22 protein-coding genes are annotated in these 13,491 nt (G+C 55.9%); 15 read left to right on the top strand and 7 right to left on the bottom strand.

What is annotated here, in order from left to right:
• Positions 1 to 320 precede the first annotated feature (320 nt).
• Entirely contained in the window at positions 321 to 797 is a 477-nt protein-coding gene (locus ASE80_RS28015) for a hemerythrin domain-containing protein (protein WP_056861761.1), read from the top strand.
• Between the two features lie 162 nt (positions 798 to 959).
• Here ASE80_RS28015 and ASE80_RS28010 read toward each other — a convergent pair whose 3' ends face one another.
• Positions 960 to 1,388 (bottom strand): DUF2846 domain-containing protein, encoded by a 429-nt coding sequence (locus tag ASE80_RS28010; RefSeq protein WP_256598301.1) that lies wholly within the window; start codon positions 1,386 to 1,388, stop codon positions 960 to 962.
• A 223-nt stretch (positions 1,389 to 1,611) separates the two neighbouring features.
• On the opposite strand from ASE80_RS28010, the gene ASE80_RS31585 reads away from it, so the two are divergent.
• From ASE80_RS31585 to ASE80_RS27980, 6 genes are all read left to right on the top strand, one after another.
• The gene (locus ASE80_RS31585) at positions 1,612 to 2,187 is read left to right on the top strand and encodes a hypothetical protein (RefSeq protein WP_056861759.1); all 576 of its coding nucleotides are present in this window, start codon (positions 1,612 to 1,614) and stop codon (positions 2,185 to 2,187) included.
• Positions 2,188 to 2,352: 165 nt separating this feature from the next.
• Positions 2,353 to 2,604: a DUF1654 domain-containing protein gene (locus tag ASE80_RS28000; RefSeq protein ID WP_056861758.1), complete on the top strand. Its 252-nt coding sequence runs from the start codon at positions 2,353 to 2,355 to the stop codon at positions 2,602 to 2,604.
• Between the two features lie 660 nt (positions 2,605 to 3,264).
• Complete coding sequence (locus ASE80_RS27995; protein WP_056861757.1) at positions 3,265 to 3,648, top strand: response regulator transcription factor; 384 nt, start codon at positions 3,265 to 3,267, stop codon at positions 3,646 to 3,648.
• Positions 3,649 to 3,806: 158 nt separating this feature from the next.
• Positions 3,807 to 4,244, top strand: coding sequence for a hypothetical protein (locus tag ASE80_RS27990; RefSeq protein ID WP_056861756.1), 438 nt, complete (start codon positions 3,807 to 3,809; stop codon positions 4,242 to 4,244).
• Positions 4,241 to 4,432: a hypothetical protein gene (locus ASE80_RS27985; protein WP_056861755.1), complete on the top strand. Its 192-nt coding sequence runs from the start codon at positions 4,241 to 4,243 to the stop codon at positions 4,430 to 4,432. Before ASE80_RS27990 ends, ASE80_RS27985 begins: the two co-directional genes overlap by 4 nt.
• Positions 4,429 to 4,620 carry a hypothetical protein gene (locus ASE80_RS27980; protein ID WP_056861754.1) on the top strand — a complete coding sequence of 64 codons (192 nt, stop codon included), beginning with the start codon at positions 4,429 to 4,431 and terminating at the stop codon, positions 4,618 to 4,620. The genes ASE80_RS27985 and ASE80_RS27980 overlap by 4 nt, the downstream gene beginning before the upstream one ends.
• Here the strand turns inward: ASE80_RS27980 and ykgO are convergent, their stop codons facing one another.
• On the bottom strand, positions 4,621 to 4,776 hold the full coding sequence (gene ykgO / locus ASE80_RS27975; protein WP_019816741.1) for a type B 50S ribosomal protein L36: 156 nt from the start codon (positions 4,774 to 4,776) through the stop codon (positions 4,621 to 4,623). It abuts the gene before it with no gap.
• Between the two features lie 135 nt (positions 4,777 to 4,911).
• Between ykgO and bet the strand changes: the two genes are divergently transcribed.
• From bet to ASE80_RS27950, 5 genes are all read left to right on the top strand, one after another.
• Positions 4,912 to 5,718 (top strand): phage recombination protein Bet, encoded by an 807-nt coding sequence (gene bet / locus ASE80_RS27970; protein ID WP_056861753.1) that lies wholly within the window; start codon positions 4,912 to 4,914, stop codon positions 5,716 to 5,718.
• Positions 5,715 to 7,343 carry a YqaJ viral recombinase family protein gene (locus ASE80_RS27965; protein ID WP_056861752.1) on the top strand — a complete coding sequence of 543 codons (1,629 nt, stop codon included), beginning with the start codon at positions 5,715 to 5,717 and terminating at the stop codon, positions 7,341 to 7,343. The genes bet and ASE80_RS27965 overlap by 4 nt, the downstream gene beginning before the upstream one ends.
• Positions 7,340 to 7,702: a hypothetical protein gene (locus ASE80_RS27960; RefSeq protein ID WP_056861751.1), complete on the top strand. Its 363-nt coding sequence runs from the start codon at positions 7,340 to 7,342 to the stop codon at positions 7,700 to 7,702. The genes ASE80_RS27965 and ASE80_RS27960 overlap by 4 nt, the downstream gene beginning before the upstream one ends.
• On the top strand, positions 7,686 to 8,039 hold the full coding sequence (locus tag ASE80_RS27955; protein WP_056861750.1) for a hypothetical protein: 354 nt from the start codon (positions 7,686 to 7,688) through the stop codon (positions 8,037 to 8,039). The genes ASE80_RS27960 and ASE80_RS27955 overlap by 17 nt, the downstream gene beginning before the upstream one ends.
• Positions 8,040 to 8,217: 178 nt before the next feature.
• Positions 8,218 to 8,460, top strand: coding sequence for a hypothetical protein (locus ASE80_RS27950; RefSeq protein WP_371920505.1), 243 nt, complete (start codon positions 8,218 to 8,220; stop codon positions 8,458 to 8,460).
• Here the strand turns inward: ASE80_RS27950 and ASE80_RS27945 are convergent.
• Complete coding sequence (locus ASE80_RS27945) at positions 8,447 to 8,659, bottom strand: hypothetical protein (RefSeq protein ID WP_056861749.1); 213 nt, start codon at positions 8,657 to 8,659, stop codon at positions 8,447 to 8,449. The genes ASE80_RS27950 and ASE80_RS27945 overlap by 14 nt on opposite strands.
• 103 nt (positions 8,660 to 8,762) lie before the next feature.
• Here ASE80_RS27945 and ASE80_RS27940 point away from each other — a divergent pair, with 103 nt between their 5' ends.
• A complete protein-coding gene (locus tag ASE80_RS27940; RefSeq protein WP_056861748.1) occupies positions 8,763 to 9,386 on the top strand; it encodes a hypothetical protein in 624 nt (207 codons plus the stop codon).
• Between the two features lie 22 nt (positions 9,387 to 9,408).
• On the opposite strand, the gene ASE80_RS27935 is transcribed toward ASE80_RS27940, so the two are convergent.
• Entirely contained in the window at positions 9,409 to 9,639 is a 231-nt protein-coding gene (locus ASE80_RS27935) for a hypothetical protein (RefSeq protein WP_056861747.1), read from the bottom strand.
• A 52-nt stretch (positions 9,640 to 9,691) separates the two neighbouring features.
• Positions 9,692 to 10,159: a hypothetical protein gene (locus ASE80_RS27930; RefSeq protein ID WP_056861746.1), complete on the bottom strand. Its 468-nt coding sequence runs from the start codon at positions 10,157 to 10,159 to the stop codon at positions 9,692 to 9,694.
• Between the two features lie 49 nt (positions 10,160 to 10,208).
• Between ASE80_RS27930 and ASE80_RS27925 the strand changes: the two genes are divergently transcribed.
• Positions 10,209 to 10,985 carry a hypothetical protein gene (locus ASE80_RS27925; protein WP_056861745.1) on the top strand — a complete coding sequence of 259 codons (777 nt, stop codon included), beginning with the start codon at positions 10,209 to 10,211 and terminating at the stop codon, positions 10,983 to 10,985.
• On the opposite strand, the gene ASE80_RS27920 is transcribed toward ASE80_RS27925, so the two are convergent.
• Entirely contained in the window at positions 10,974 to 11,651 is a 678-nt protein-coding gene (locus ASE80_RS27920; RefSeq protein ID WP_056861744.1) for a hypothetical protein, read from the bottom strand. The two genes, ASE80_RS27925 and ASE80_RS27920, sit on opposite strands and share 12 nt — an antisense overlap.
• A gap of 365 nt (positions 11,652 to 12,016) precedes the next feature.
• Here ASE80_RS27920 and ASE80_RS27910 point away from each other — a divergent pair, with 365 nt between their 5' ends.
• Positions 12,017 to 12,940, top strand: a complete 924-nt coding sequence (locus tag ASE80_RS27910; protein ID WP_056861743.1) for a DNA cytosine methyltransferase — start codon at positions 12,017 to 12,019, stop codon at positions 12,938 to 12,940.
• A gap of 13 nt (positions 12,941 to 12,953) precedes the next feature.
• On the opposite strand, the gene ASE80_RS27905 is transcribed toward ASE80_RS27910, so the two are convergent.
• Complete coding sequence (locus ASE80_RS27905; RefSeq protein ID WP_056861742.1) at positions 12,954 to 13,442, bottom strand: hypothetical protein; 489 nt, start codon at positions 13,440 to 13,442, stop codon at positions 12,954 to 12,956.
• Between the last annotated feature and the right edge of the window lie 49 nt (positions 13,443 to 13,491).

The raw sequence follows: 13,491 nt of genomic DNA, 5'->3' as shown, positions 1-13,491 counted from the left end.
CGCCACCGAGCGGGCTTTTCTTCGCCTGCTAAAACCCCTTCTCGTAGCTCATGGTCTACATTAACCAGCGTCGAGTGACCACTCTCCCTTTGAAGCCCGACATTGGCCCGCGGATGCGGGCTTTTTATTTGTTGCGATCTGCACTGGCCCGACGGCCAATTCGGGCATGGTGCATGAGCGCGAATAGCCATCATGGCGCGTAACGGACTGATTTAGAGGAGATTCGCGATTTCCTGATTCTGGCACGCCGTATGCGATATCCATCCAGAAGTCGCCGACGCAGATCGGCAAAAAACACTCCGTGATAGCGAGATTAAAAGATGAACGCCATAGACCTGCTCAAAGCCGACCACGAAAAAGTCAAAGCCATTCTGACTCAGTTAAGCGAATCGACAGATCGCGCGGTGAAGAAGCGCACTGATCTTCTTGATAAATTGGAAATGGAAATCTCAATCCACACTCAGTTGGAAGAGCAAATCCTTTATCCAGCCTTCAAGGCAGCGGGTGGCAAGGAAGAAGCCGAGATGTACTACGAAGCAAAGGAAGAGCACCGCACAGTCGACTCACTGGTTCTGCCCGACCTTAAAGCTACAGACCCTACGACACCGGAATTTGCTGGTCGGGTCAAAGTGGTCAAGGAGCTGCTCGAGCATCACATAGAGGAAGAGGAAACTGACATGTTTCCAAAAGCCAAAAAACTCCTCGGCAAGTCCAAGCTCGATCAGCTCGGCGATCAAATGTTAGAGCTGAAGGCATCATTGAAAAAGAGCCTAAGCGCTTCCAAGCTCGCTGCATGACCTGTGCGTAGTCAGGCGTCCCGGCGCCAGAAAAAAGCCCGGCCCAGTGCCGGGTTTCTTGTATCCAACCCAGCTCCTGGAGAACCCTTTAAGCCCGCTACTCCCCGTCGCGGGCATTTCTTTTTCTGCGATTTGAGTTTCATTATTGCGTTCCGATTAGAGCTAGATCGCTTCAACCTTTCTACATTGAGAAATTTCGGGCAATGCTTGATCGGCAGAGACTTGATTCAGTTGCCATTTCAGCTCAACCGCAACCGCATTGAAGCGGTTTGCCTCCACTCTCCTGCCGCTGGATGTGAGGCTGACGTAAGACGCATTTGAGCTTTTAACGTCAACGACAGCTGTGGTGGTACCGCCCTCAAGATCGGTATTTCCTAAGATGCCAGCTTTCCATTTTTGAGTAATCGTGTGCTCACCTGGTGCTACAGGCACGGCTATGTAGCCACCGTTCTCTAGAGAGGCTACTTGCTTTCCATCCAAGGAAATCAAGGCGGACATTAGGCCCATATCGTAGTTACTGGGCCGGTATACGTAGAGAACACCACGTTGAGAATCCACGTTTTCAAGTGGCGTGAATTTTGGCCCTGTCATAGTGCAGGAGCTGAGGAGCCCCAACCAGAGAAATGCTGAAACCTTCCATACCCGTGTCATAACCGCTCCATTCTGATTAAGCGCTTTATGATCAGCAATGCAGGTCACTCAATCAAACCTTTTATGGTGATTTTGCACACGCCACACTCCCGTCAGGCTTCCCGCCAATGGTGGCTGTACGCCACGAATGGTAAAGTGCGCGCACAATTATGGGAGGGATCCAATGAAAAGATTTGGGACGTTTGCACTCATCGTCGGCGTCTGCTGGCTGATCTTCGCGGTGAGCATGGATGTGTCTGTGCCGACTGGCGCCGGCGGACGGGTGAACAACCTGGGCCTCATGGCGGACCGCCAGGTGCACACGATTGTCGGCGGAGTGATTGCACTGGCCGGCCTGCTCATGATTCTGCTTGGCGGGAAAAGCCAGCCTCTTGTCTCATCGGCAGAGAAAGACACGCGGCCCTGCCCTATGTGTGCCGAGAGCATCAAGACTGCTGCGATCAAGTGCAAGCACTGCGGGGCAGACGTTGAGCCCGCCGCAGCACCAAGGCTGAAAAACGGCTGGGTAGCATCCACGGCGTGCCGTGACGTGGAAGAGCAACAGCAAACAATGGAAGCCATCACCAGCGCCGGACTTCCAGTTGTTTCAATGATTGGCCTGGCCGTGGGCGCAGGTCCATTTGAAACTAAGGAGGAAGCCAAGCAGGCTCTGGCCACTATGCGCGACGGCCCCAGGCTATTCAGCGAAATCGTCTACAGGGATTCGGTCAGCGGAAAGTATCCACCGATTACCGACTGACCCTTCCAACTCCAGAATGCCCGCCATGTGCGGGCTTTTTCATGCCAAACAGAAAGCACGTAGCAAGCCAATATGCATTTATGCATGAAACTTCTTGTCGCCCTATTGCCAACATATGTCAGCGCCAATACTGTACGCACATACAGTATTCGCAAGGAGCGAGGCATGAACCAGGCACCCTACCCCACACCTAAACCGAGAAACTCCTACGAGCTTGTGGGCCACCGCCTGCAACGCTTGATCGCTTCTCCCCAGGTCCAGAGGATTCAGTTGGTGGAGGTATCCAGGCGCGACGATGAAAGCCCTGAAGCCTGGCACCAGGTAATCCAGGATATCGGCGACACCGCAGGCATAAGGATCGAGCATTTGGATGACGGCGCCGTCCGCATCGGCTGGCGCGAGTACTGCGATTCCTAAATGAGCCCGCCAGTGAGCGGGCTTTTTATCGCCCCCAGGAAAATATATAAGCCTGCTTATTGACGCTAAAAATAAGTTGGCTTATATTTCATCTCAAGCCAGCAACGAACATCGCCGGCCAGCAGCGAGAGCTGCGCCGCTCTTTAACAGTCAGCGCAATACAGAAATACCAACAGACCGCATTGCCTCTACCGGCGACCGGCGATCAGACGGGTCAGATAGCCCGCCCACGACAGGAACATCCTGTACGGCTGATCGAGAGCAAAACGCTCGAACCGTGCGAATGACCTGGCAAGCAATGCGCCCCGCGAATCCCAGCGGTAGAAGGGAGACTCAACTGAACAGAATTAGCGGTCCCGATAGCCTCGGCTGGGAACGCCGGACCTCATGCACCCTGCCCCACTCAGCCAGGGCATTCAGAGCTGTAGCGTGCATGTTGTAAGGACCTGTGATCCATGGCGAACAGATGCTGTTTGACGCTGTGAGTAGGAAGCTCGAAGCCCACACCGATGACGACCGGCCTGCCCTGCAATCAGCAGCGGGCAACGGGCCACACCGCTGCCGCAACAACCCCAGCCTGACGCCAGTAGCGAGGTCGGGGGTTTCACCGATAGTCCTTGGCAGCAGGGACTAACGGGAAACCAAACGAGGGTCACCACGATGGAAGCAACAATCATCAACGGTTCATGGAAAGGCCACCTCGGACGTGGCCTAGCGCCGCGAGAACTTCAGTTCCTTCTGTGGATTGCCCAGGGCTTCACCTCGAAAGAGATCGCCCGGGAAGCAGGCATTGAAGCTGGCACCGTCAAAAAGCGCCTAACCAATGCGATGTTCAAGCTGGGCGTTACGAAGCGTACTGCTTTGGTGGCTGAGGCCATGAAGCGCCAGATCATCACGCCGGTTTGTATTGTGCTGGCGGCGCTGATCGCAATGCACTCGATGATCAGTGACGACTCACTGCGTCGTGATCGCCGGGCGCCGGAAAGGCGAATGGCTCAGATGCGGACGGTGCGCAGGGCGGAATGCGCCGAGCTGTTCTCCTGATAGGTACGCAACAAACCCAGGCCGTCGCCAGTAGCGTGCCTGGGCACCCTTCCCCACCTCTATTACGTCAGCACTCCTCCCCCGCGCCCATCGGCAACCAGCGGGAGGCATGAGTGTTGACGAATACAGGTGAACAACCCGCCACCTTGGAGGCGACCATGAACGCAGCATTGAATATTTGCCAGGAGCGTTACGACGCTCAGTTGCCTCCAGAGGTCAGCGAGAGCGACGAGGTGACTGACTGGCTTGAGCATTCGGCGGAGCGCCTGGTTTGCGGCGTCGACATCAAGTGGAAGCGCCGCTACGGCCAGCCGCAGGTCGTGACGTTCGACCGGTTCTGCACGGTCCTGCAAGGCCACTTGAACCAGCGCCAGATAGACGGCCTGGATCAGCGCGATTCGTTTGCCCGCCTGCTGCTGTCGGCGATGCTCGGCAGCCAGAGCGATGCCCGGTCCCACGCCGCGGACCTGCTGGGCCAGCAACGCCCGATTGAAGCGGTCGAGAAGATCGCTGTAGCGCTGCTGCGGCCCTACGCCGAAGACGCTGTAGCAGCGGAACGGGAAGATCGCGAAGACGACGTGGATGCCGATGTATGAGCCCGCACATCCTGATCGATGAGGCGCTTGAATGCCTTGAGCACCCTGCCAGCGAGCCGGGCGCCCAGGTGGTCGTGCAACGAATGATCACGAACATGCTCACCGGCGATGCAATCACCGTCGAAGAATTCAACCACTACTGCCAGCGCCTGCTGAAGATCACCAGGCAGCGCAAGGAGGCCGCATGACCACCGCACCGGTTAAATCGCTTATCGACGAGCAGCTCGAAGACATCAGCGCTCACAACCTGCGTGAAGCCTACAGCCTTGCCGAGCGCCGTGGCTTCTACGGTGCACCGGTAGAGCAATACGCAGAACCTGGCTACGGCGGTCGCGTCCTCCAGGTCCTGCGCTACCGAGTTGAGCGGCAGAGCTGATCAGCCTTTGCCTTTGTTCTTGTTCTTCGCACTGCCCTGCCGCGCTTTGAATTTCGGATTGGATTTACAGATCACGTAGATTCGGCCACGGCGCATAACGATCTGACAGTCGCGGTGACGGTTTTTCGCTTCTTTGAGTGAGGACAGCACTTTCATAGGTGAGGCTCCTTGCGTTGAGTTGATATGTTATTACGTATCTTTAATACGAATAAGAACGTTTATCAACTCTTATTTCCCCTACCCTTTACATCGCTGCGAGCATCGCGGCAAGGATTCCCCATGTCCGCAGTAATGAAGCAGGACGACAACACGCCTGCGATGTCGGAGGCCGCGCTCGTTGAAGTGCTGAGCAGCAGCCTCTACCCCGGTGCAGAAAAGAACTCAGTCGTGATGGTGTTGGCTTACTGCCAGGCCGCGCACCTGGACCCAATGTTGAAGCCGGTGCACATCGTCCCAATCTGGAACTCGAAGACTAAAAAGATGCAGGACACGGTGATGCCTGGCATCGGTCTGTACCGCATCCAGGCGGCGCGCACCGGCCAGTACGCCGGAATCAGCGAGCCGGAATATGGCCCTCCAGTAACGGCGAAGCTGAGCGGCGTAGAAGTCACGTATCCCGAATGGTGCCGCGTGACCGTCAAGCGGCAGATGAGCAACGGCCTGGTTGCCGAATACACGGCCAATGAACGCTGGCTCGAAAACTACGCGACGTCGAGCAAGGACACTGCGGCGCCCAACGCCATGTGGAAGCGCCGGGCATTTGCCCAACTGGCCAAGTGCGCCGAGGCGCAGGCACTGCGCAAAGCATTCCCCGAAGTCGGATCTGCTCCAACGGCAGACGAGATGGAAGGAAAGACATTCGAGGAAGCCGCCAAAGACGTCTCGCCGGCGCGGCAGCCCCCACCGGAATCGGACGCCAAGCCTGCCTATCCCGACGAGCTGCTGGCTGAAAACATCGAGAAGTGGCAGCCACTGATCGACGCCGGTCGTACCAGTCCGGAACACATTATTTCCAACGTCATCAGCAAGTACTCATTGCGCGATGACCAGATCGAAACCATCACCAACCTCAAAGCCCTCGATGGAGATGCAGCATGAAAATTCACAACGTAGCTCAAGGCTCCGCCGAGTGGCTTGCCCTCCGCGCCAAATACCGCACCGCCTCCGAAGCCCCGGCAATGATGGGCGCCTCGAAGTACCAAACCCGCACAGACCTGCTGGCAGCCAAAAAGACCGGCATCACGCCCGATGTCACGCCGTCTCAGCAGTTCATCTTCGACAAGGGCCACGCTACTGAAGCCCTGGCCCGCCCACTGACTGAAGCGTTGATCGGCGAAGAGCTGTATCCGATCGTCGCGACCGAGGGCAACCTGCTGGCTTCCATGGACGGCGCCACGATGCTCGGCGAGACCCTGTTCGAACACAAGCTGTGGAATGAGTCGGTCGTGGCCCAGGTGAAAGCCGGCGATCTGGCTCCGCACTACTACTGGCAGCTTGAGCAGCAACTGCTGGTGAGCGGCGCTGAGCGGGTCATCTTTGTTTGCTCGGACGGCACGCCGGAGAACTTCGTGCACATGGAGTACCGGCCCGTCGCCGGCCGCGCGGCCCAGTTGATCGAAGGATGGAAGCAGTTCGAGGCAGACCTGGCCAACTTCGAGATGGCCGACGCTCCTTCAATCGTCGTCGGCAAGGCACCTGATGAGCTGCCAGCCCTACGCATCGAGCTGACCGGCATGGTGACTGCCAGCAACCTGAAGGTATTTGAAGACTCGGCCCTGGCCGTCATCGATTCGGTGAAAACCACACTCTCCACCGACCAGGACTTCGCTGATGCGAAGAAGGCAGTCAAATGGTGCGGCGATGTTGAAGAGGCTGTTGCCGTCGCCAAGAAGCAGGCCCTGTCGCAGACCCAAAGCATCGACGAGCTGTTTTCGTCATTGGATCGCATCAGTGCCCATGCTCGCGAGACTCGCCTGAAAGTCGACAAGCTGGTGAAGGCTCAAGAGCTGCTGGTGAAAACCTACATCAAGCAAAAAGCCGAGCTGGTGTTGGCGGATCACATCGCCGCAATCAACAAGACCCTTGGCAAAGTCACGCTGCCCCATGTCGTTTCGGACTTCGCCGGCGCCATGAAGAACAAGCGCACCATCGCCAGCCTCCAGGACGCAGTTGATACCGAACTGGCCCGGGCGAAGATCGATGCAAGTCAGGCTGCTGACGGCATCCGCTTGAACCTGACCAGCCTGGCGGAGCTCGCCGTTGATTACGCCTTCCTGTTCAACGACGTGCAGCAGCTGGTCACCAAGGCCAATGATGACCTGGTGACGCTGATCAAATTCCGAATATCCGAACACCAGAAGGCGGAGCAGGCAAAGGCCGACGCGAAGCGCATCGCCGAAGAGCAGGAAGCCGAGCGCTTAGCGGCCATCAAGCCAGAGCCGGTCGTGGAGAAAGTGGCGACACCAGAGCCTATCCGAACCAATCCGGTCCAGGCGGCGGCCACCGTCGGCCAGGCCACCAAGCCTGTGACGAGCCACACGGTGGAGCAGGTAGCGCTGCAGGCCAACGTGACGGACTTCGAGGCACTGATCAAGGCAGTGGCATATGGTCAGGCGCCGATCACGCTACTCCTGGTCAACTGGGAAGCGCTCGACGCAATGGTCGCAGCCCAGGGTTCAGCCTTCAGCATGGCCGGGGTGACACTCAGCAAGGCGACAGCATGAGATGGGACGCCCACAAGGCTGCTGAGCCGGAGGTAGCCGCCGCCCTTCCCCGTTACGTCGATGCAGGCATTCTTGCCGCATCGAAGGCTCTCGGAAGGTCCACGCGCTCACTTAACCGGATCGCGGCAGAGCATGGCATCGAGTTCGCAACCTGCACCGCCAAGACGATGGAGTCGCGACGGCGGGCCCGGGCTTCATTGATCGCTCAGGTCAAAGCGTTGGCTGAGTCACACTCCCACCAGGCAGAGATCTGTTCTGCCTTGGGTATCACCCGTGCGGCACTGCGCGAGATCGCTGAGATTAATCACATCAACATCGACAATCGTTCAAGAGGTGCCCGGAATGCATCCGACACTTGAAGTACACAATCAGGAACAGGCGAATCTGGAGACGGCGAAGGCTGCCTTCTTCGCTTCTGGCGGAACGGCCCAGTTCATCCGGCCAGGTGTTGGCAAGGACAGCCCAGGGATATCGCACGAGCCGAAGCGGCCATACGGCTACGCGCGCATTGCCCCGAAATCGAAGCGCGGCCGAGTCATCAACACGGACCACGAAGTGATGATCTGTGCCCAGCTCGTGGAGTGCAGAAAGGCTGGTATGACCCGGTACAAGGCAAGTAAGCACGTCGGCATCAGTGAGACGCTTTGTCGACGCCTGATTGCTGATCACTCGCTCGACTTTCCGAAGGCTGGCTGATGCGTCGTGTATCCAGACCCCAACAACGCAAACGTCAAACCTGGCTCGCACTGCCGGCCAGCGGAATAGAAGAGGTAGGCCATGGCTGCGGTACCGCAGAAAAAACGCTCCGAGAAAACTGCCAAGAAGCGCGTGGCGAATGCCGAAGAGGAGTTGAGGCCCCGGCACCCGTCAGGCATTGGCCGACCTGATGGAGTGGTCAGGCATTACTGAGCAGGGCGAGGCGATGACGCTGATGATTCATAACCTGCATGCACTTGGATCTAGCGGAGCATTACCGCTGCTAGAGCTTCCGCGCCACGAAATCACCTTGTCTGAAGACGTGGCGCAAGAATTTCATCGAAAAAGCCTGAGGATGATTCAGCAGGACCCGGGCGACGATATATTTACCTCTCTAGTAGCTGCAGCTAAACCGCTCTGAATATGCGCTCAACTTCATCCGCCAGATCTCTTTCCTGTTGGGAGATTTGGTTAGCGTCTCCATAGCTATGGATTTTTCGATTGATCGACAGCAATGCTTTTTTTTCAATGTCACTGATCGAATGCCCTTTAGCTTTTAGGCTTTCAAGGATCGCAGTAACGATCTTCTCTAACGCTTCCGTTGTGTTGTTGGAGCTCATAGTTAGCCCTCCTAGCTAAGTGTTGGGCCTAACATCAAACACTATCCCGAATTAATTTGCCACCACCGGCCACCGGAGGGCGGCGCCTGACTGGAGACAATCCATGGGCAAGCCAAAAGTCGATCCGGCATCGCGTAAGGTGCTGGCCTACTCCGTAGAGACCAACGACCCAGAAGAATCCAACATCCAGTTCGCCACCTCGAATGCAGCCGCTCGACGCCAGGGTGCAGACGAGATTGGCACAGACTTCGGCGCAGTGTCCTGCCGGCGCGCGCATTGGGCTGACCAGTATGCCGGCCAACGCTTAATCCCGGCGAAGGCTTACATCGATGCCGGCTGGTGGTTCGGCTGCAACCATTGCGGCGCCCGGTGCGACAGTGATGCCAGCTACTGGGATGAAGAAACCGAAACCGATATCGCACTGGACCTGGTGTTCGATGGCCGCGTGGTCTATTGCTCTGCGGACTGCAAGACTGGGCACGAAGCCGAGGTCTCGGCACGCAATGCAAGATTCGAAGAATTCAAGGTTCGGGTAGCAGCAGAGCGCCCCGGCGTTACCTTCACCGAGTTTACCGGTGGTTATCCATGGTGCGGCAACAAAGGGCTGTTCACTTTCCCTGGCGCCCAGTACGGCGGCTCGGTCACTGACACGGAAAAAGGCGAGGAACTGAAGTGGTACGTAGCCCAAGGCGATAAAGCAGCCTGGGACCACTTCATCGCCGAATAACCAGCCGCCTGAGCCACCACCCTTATCGGCTTTGAGCGAATGACTCACCAGAAAATAATCTGAAAGAAATGAGTGTCTTGTTCAGAAATTTAGCGATTTCCTCAGCCTGCTCCATGCTCGTCCCAGGCGGCAACTCAAAAACCGGAGGGTTATCGGGCAGACCGTCAACTGAGTCTTGAAACCACATTTGTAAATTGGGCTGCACAGGATCTAGCTCACCAATGGTGAATTTGATACGGGTCTTCTGGCTCATATCTGCCTCCTTGATCCGGCCCCATGCCGGTCACCCGTAATACCCCATATCACTAGACAGCGCCAGATGGCGGCAAGTGAGATGCGAGTGCTTTGTATGCTTCAGAGAAGTACCCCCTGAATCGCGGATCACCAGAAAACTTCACGCGGTAGTCTGCAATCTCTGGCTCATCCGTCATTTCAAATGTACTGAGAAAGGCATCCTGCTCAGAAATTAGTATCTCGGGCTGGTAGTAATCCTCAAATTGGCTGCCAGTGATATCTATCTGTAACGGTCCAAGTTTTAGCCAGACGTGAGAGCCAAGCTCGCCTCTTTGGCCACCACGTGCCCCAGAGATTCTAAGAGCACCTGGAAGCCCCTTGTCCGTTAGGTATGTTGCCAACAAGGCAGATGAGTCATCACAGCATCCTGCTGGAAACCTCTTACTAATCGATATCTGGAAAAAGAAACCGCTCTTCACCAATTCGTGAAGTGCGGACCTGAAGGTTTTCACCTCTTTAAGCAGTTCATTTCGATCCATCTGACATCTCCATTTCGAATCGCTCCGAATATACCTGCGAGGATCCCCTATGTCCGCACAACGACCAAGAATCGTTTGTCAGTTCAGTTGCGGCGCCGCCTCGGCGGTGGCTACCAAGCTGGCACTTGCGCAATACGGCGCGACGCACGACGTGCAGATCATCAATGCGTTTCTGGCAAACGAGCATGAAGACAACCGGCGGTTCTTGCTGGACTGCCAGAAGTGGTTCGGTCAGGAAGTCGTGCAGCTGCGCGACGAAAAGTACGGCGCAGACATCATTCAAGTTTTCCTGCGCGAGCGTTTCATGAAGGGCCGCACCGGTGCTCCCTGCACCAAGTTACTGAAACGCCGTCTGCTAGATGCATGGAAACAACCGGGCGACATCATGGTGTTCGGCTACACCGCCGAAGAGGTTGACCGCCTGGATGACTTCCGGGATCGAAACCCTGATCGTCCTGTTATTGCCCCGCTGATTGATGCGGGTCTCGGTAAGGATGATTGCAAGGCGATGATCCTGCGCGCCGGGATAGAGCTACCCTATATGTACCTTAAGGGATATGACAACGCTAACTGCATCGGCTGCGTAAAGGGTGGCGAGGGCTATTACCGGGCGATTCGCGAGGACTTCCCTGAGCAATTCGAAGAGCTTTGCAAGGTTCAAGACGAGCTTGGCCCAGGCAGCTACCTGCACCGTAACCGCAAAACGAACGAGCGGTTTTCGTTGCGCGACCTTGGCGATGGTCCTGTACGTCGCAACGAAAAACTTCCAGCCTGCTCTTTCTTTTGTGAGATTGCAGAATCGGAACTAAATCAGTCATTCGTCTAAACTATCGACATCCTCACCATTACCATACTTTTCCTCGCCAGTTGGCATTGGAGCACCTCTATTAGAAGCCTTATGGCAAATTCGGCTGGCGACTATCAGCAAATCTCTAGCCTCGTAGATAGATGTGGCAATCTGCCCATGCCAGAACACCTTCTGCATCATCGGAACGTTCTCCCATCCAACTGAATTTATTCTATCCACCAAAACATCGATACTTTCAATACAGCTCAGTGCTCTCGCTATTCGATGGGCACAGTTCTGTTCCAGACATGCCATTCGCACAAGACTCTCATGCGCGATGCTGCTTGCTAGCCGACCAAGAAAAACTAATTTCTCTAGCAAGTCCACTTTGACGTCATGATTTTCCTTAAATAAAAACGTGGCCTGAATCGAGTCTAGTTCTCTAACAAGAGATTCGAGAAGCGGAGAGACTCGGGCGGCCTCCAATTCCGCTATTACAACATCAGATTTAATCATCCGATTTTCTGTTTTGTGAGAAATCAACATTGCAACGGCAACAGCGCCCACAGTTCCAACAGCTGAAAAAAAGCTCAGCATTAATGTAAGAAATTGGCTATCTAGTGCCTTATCAAAAATCTGGAAGAAAATTCCACCGGCAATAAATAGACCAAAGCAACCGCCAAAAACGACTCTGTCGATTTTCATAAATAACTCATCTATTTTCGACGAACTATACCCGCGAGATATCCCTATGCCCACAGAAAACCTACAGGGCTGCGCCAGCAATCAGTGTTGACCCTACCTCACGCCCAGCAACTTGCGCCAGGCCACGGTCAACATAGGTTCGGTCAACGGCAACAACCGGCACCACCACCTCACCAGCTCGCTTTACCTCGACGTTGATACGCCAGGTCTACCGGCCTTCCTCGTCCATGTCGCACTCCAAGTAGTTCCAAACCTGAAAGCCTTCGATCTCATCGTAAATATCGTGCTTTGTCATGGTCCAGCCCATTTAGAGGAAGGGGCCATCGTAGCACCACACCCCGGGCGTGACCCCGCAAGGACTTCCTATGCTCACAGCAATCGACTTGTTTTCTGGTTTCGGCGGATGGACCCGCGGCGGGAAAGACGCCGGGCTCAACGTCCTCTGGGCAGCCAACCACTGGCCATCCGCTGTGGAGTGGCACACCAAGAACAACCCGGAAACTCTGCATGTGTGTCAAGACCTGCACCAGGCTGACTGGTCGCAGGTGCCAAAGCATGACGTGATGCTGGCCTCTCCGTGCTGCCAGGGCCACACAAAGGCGCGCGGCAAGGCGTCAGGCAACCCACAGCACGACAACTCGCGCTCAACGGCCTGGGCGCCGGTTGCGAACGCTGAAGTAAACCGTCCCGACTTCGCCATCATCGAAAACGTGCCGGAGTTCATGGACTGGATCCTATACCCGGCATGGGCGGATGCGATGCAGCGCCTGGGTTACTCGCTGGCACCGCATATCGTGGACTGTGCAGACCTCGGCGTGCCTCAGCATCGTGTGAGACTGTTCATGGTCTGCTCCCGCAGCAAGGCGCCGCTCCACCTGCAGCTCCAGCAGCACCAACATGTGCCCGCCAGCAAGATCATCGACTTCGATGCCGGCAAGTGGTCGCAGATCATAAAGCCAGGCCGCGCCGAATCCACGCTGACCCGTGTGAAGAATGGCCGAGAGCGATTCGGCGAACGGTTCGTGATGCCCTACTACGGTTCAGGGTCTGGCCTCACCGGCCGAAGCCTGGACCGCCCGATCGGGACTATAACCACATTGGATCGCTGGGCAGTGGTCGACGGCGACCGGATGCGCATGATTACCGCCGACGAGGCCATGGCTGCACAGTCCTTTCCAAAAGACACGCTGCGCCCAGATAACCACCGGCTAACCATGCACATGACTGGCAACGCGGTACCGCCGTTGGCCGGACAGCGAATCCTCGAAGCTCTGAAGGTCGCAGCTTAATTGACCGTCTTTATCACATCGCTGGTCTAGCAGCGTCCATCAGACTTTGCCGATTTTCAAAGTAGCCAGTCAAAAACTCAGAGCGCTTTGCCTTCATGGTCGCGGTAGCAGCCCTTACAGCCTCAACGCTTTCTGCAGATGCTAGCTGGTCATATGAGCGGGCCAAACACATGACCGTATATGCAAGCTCCCGATTCAAAAACGGCTGCAGCACCGCGGACTCTATATTCACCTTCTCAGCGATAACCCGAATCTTTTCCATTTCAAATTGCGGGTCTTGAGTAAGCCTATCCAACTGCTCAATCGCTGAGAAAAAAGCAGCTGACCTTTCTGCTTGCTGTGTCATTAGGGCAAGCGAACTTGAGGCATTCACGCTGAGCCTTGCCTGTTGCATTTGTAGCTGAGACGTATGAATCAAAGTCCGTCGATTCACTACAGAAACACCGATCGTGCCTAGCAAAGCAAGTACAGAACCAACAAAAGCAATCCAAGAGCCATCCATTCCTTTATCGCCTCGCGCAGTGATTTAGCTTCCATCGAGAGATATTTGC

The organism is Pseudomonas sp. Leaf15 (genome assembly GCF_001421425.1).
Classification (GTDB): Bacteria; Pseudomonadota; Gammaproteobacteria; order Pseudomonadales; family Pseudomonadaceae; genus Aquipseudomonas; species Aquipseudomonas salomonii.
The sequence above is the reverse complement of the archived record's forward strand: the minus strand, read 5'-3'. Positions and strand labels throughout refer to the sequence as shown.

Bases quoted from the DNA above. Each gene is read 5' to 3' on its own strand.
- ASE80_RS27945 (WP_056861749.1), bottom strand. From the start codon at position 8,659: ATGAGCTCCAACAACACAACGGAAGCGTTAGAGAAGATCGTTACTGCG.
- ykgO (WP_019816741.1), bottom strand. From the start codon at position 4,776: ATGAAAGTGCTGTCCTCACTCAAAGAAGCGAAAAACCGTCACCGCGAC.
- ASE80_RS28010 (WP_256598301.1), bottom strand. From the start codon at position 1,388: ATGACAGGGCCAAAATTCACGCCACTTGAAAACGTGGATTCTCAACGT.
- ASE80_RS27930 (WP_056861746.1), bottom strand. From the start codon at position 10,159: ATGGATCGAAATGAACTGCTTAAAGAGGTGAAAACCTTCAGGTCCGCA.
- ASE80_RS27920 (WP_056861744.1), bottom strand. From the start codon at position 11,651: ATGAAAATCGACAGAGTCGTTTTTGGCGGTTGCTTTGGTCTATTTATT.
- ASE80_RS31585 (WP_056861759.1), top strand. From the start codon at position 1,612: ATGAAAAGATTTGGGACGTTTGCACTCATCGTCGGCGTCTGCTGGCTG.
- ASE80_RS27960 (WP_056861751.1), top strand. From the start codon at position 7,340: ATGAGATGGGACGCCCACAAGGCTGCTGAGCCGGAGGTAGCCGCCGCC.
- ASE80_RS27985 (WP_056861755.1), top strand. From the start codon at position 4,241: ATGAGCCCGCACATCCTGATCGATGAGGCGCTTGAATGCCTTGAGCAC.
- ASE80_RS27935 (WP_056861747.1), bottom strand. From the start codon at position 9,639: ATGAGCCAGAAGACCCGTATCAAATTCACCATTGGTGAGCTAGATCCT.
- ASE80_RS27990 (WP_056861756.1), top strand. From the start codon at position 3,807: ATGAACGCAGCATTGAATATTTGCCAGGAGCGTTACGACGCTCAGTTG.
- ASE80_RS27965 (WP_056861752.1), top strand. From the start codon at position 5,715: ATGAAAATTCACAACGTAGCTCAAGGCTCCGCCGAGTGGCTTGCCCTC.
- ASE80_RS28000 (WP_056861758.1), top strand. From the start codon at position 2,353: ATGAACCAGGCACCCTACCCCACACCTAAACCGAGAAACTCCTACGAG.
- ASE80_RS27980 (WP_056861754.1), top strand. From the start codon at position 4,429: ATGACCACCGCACCGGTTAAATCGCTTATCGACGAGCAGCTCGAAGAC.
- ASE80_RS27940 (WP_056861748.1), top strand. From the start codon at position 8,763: ATGGGCAAGCCAAAAGTCGATCCGGCATCGCGTAAGGTGCTGGCCTAC.
- ASE80_RS27905 (WP_056861742.1), bottom strand. From the start codon at position 13,442: ATGGATGGCTCTTGGATTGCTTTTGTTGGTTCTGTACTTGCTTTGCTA.
- bet (WP_056861753.1), top strand. From the start codon at position 4,912: ATGAAGCAGGACGACAACACGCCTGCGATGTCGGAGGCCGCGCTCGTT.
- ASE80_RS27995 (WP_056861757.1), top strand. From the start codon at position 3,265: ATGGAAGCAACAATCATCAACGGTTCATGGAAAGGCCACCTCGGACGT.
- ASE80_RS27955 (WP_056861750.1), top strand. From the start codon at position 7,686: ATGCATCCGACACTTGAAGTACACAATCAGGAACAGGCGAATCTGGAG.
- ASE80_RS27925 (WP_056861745.1), top strand. From the start codon at position 10,209: ATGTCCGCACAACGACCAAGAATCGTTTGTCAGTTCAGTTGCGGCGCC.
- ASE80_RS27910 (WP_056861743.1), top strand. From the start codon at position 12,017: ATGCTCACAGCAATCGACTTGTTTTCTGGTTTCGGCGGATGGACCCGC.
- ASE80_RS28015 (WP_056861761.1), top strand. From the start codon at position 321: ATGAACGCCATAGACCTGCTCAAAGCCGACCACGAAAAAGTCAAAGCC.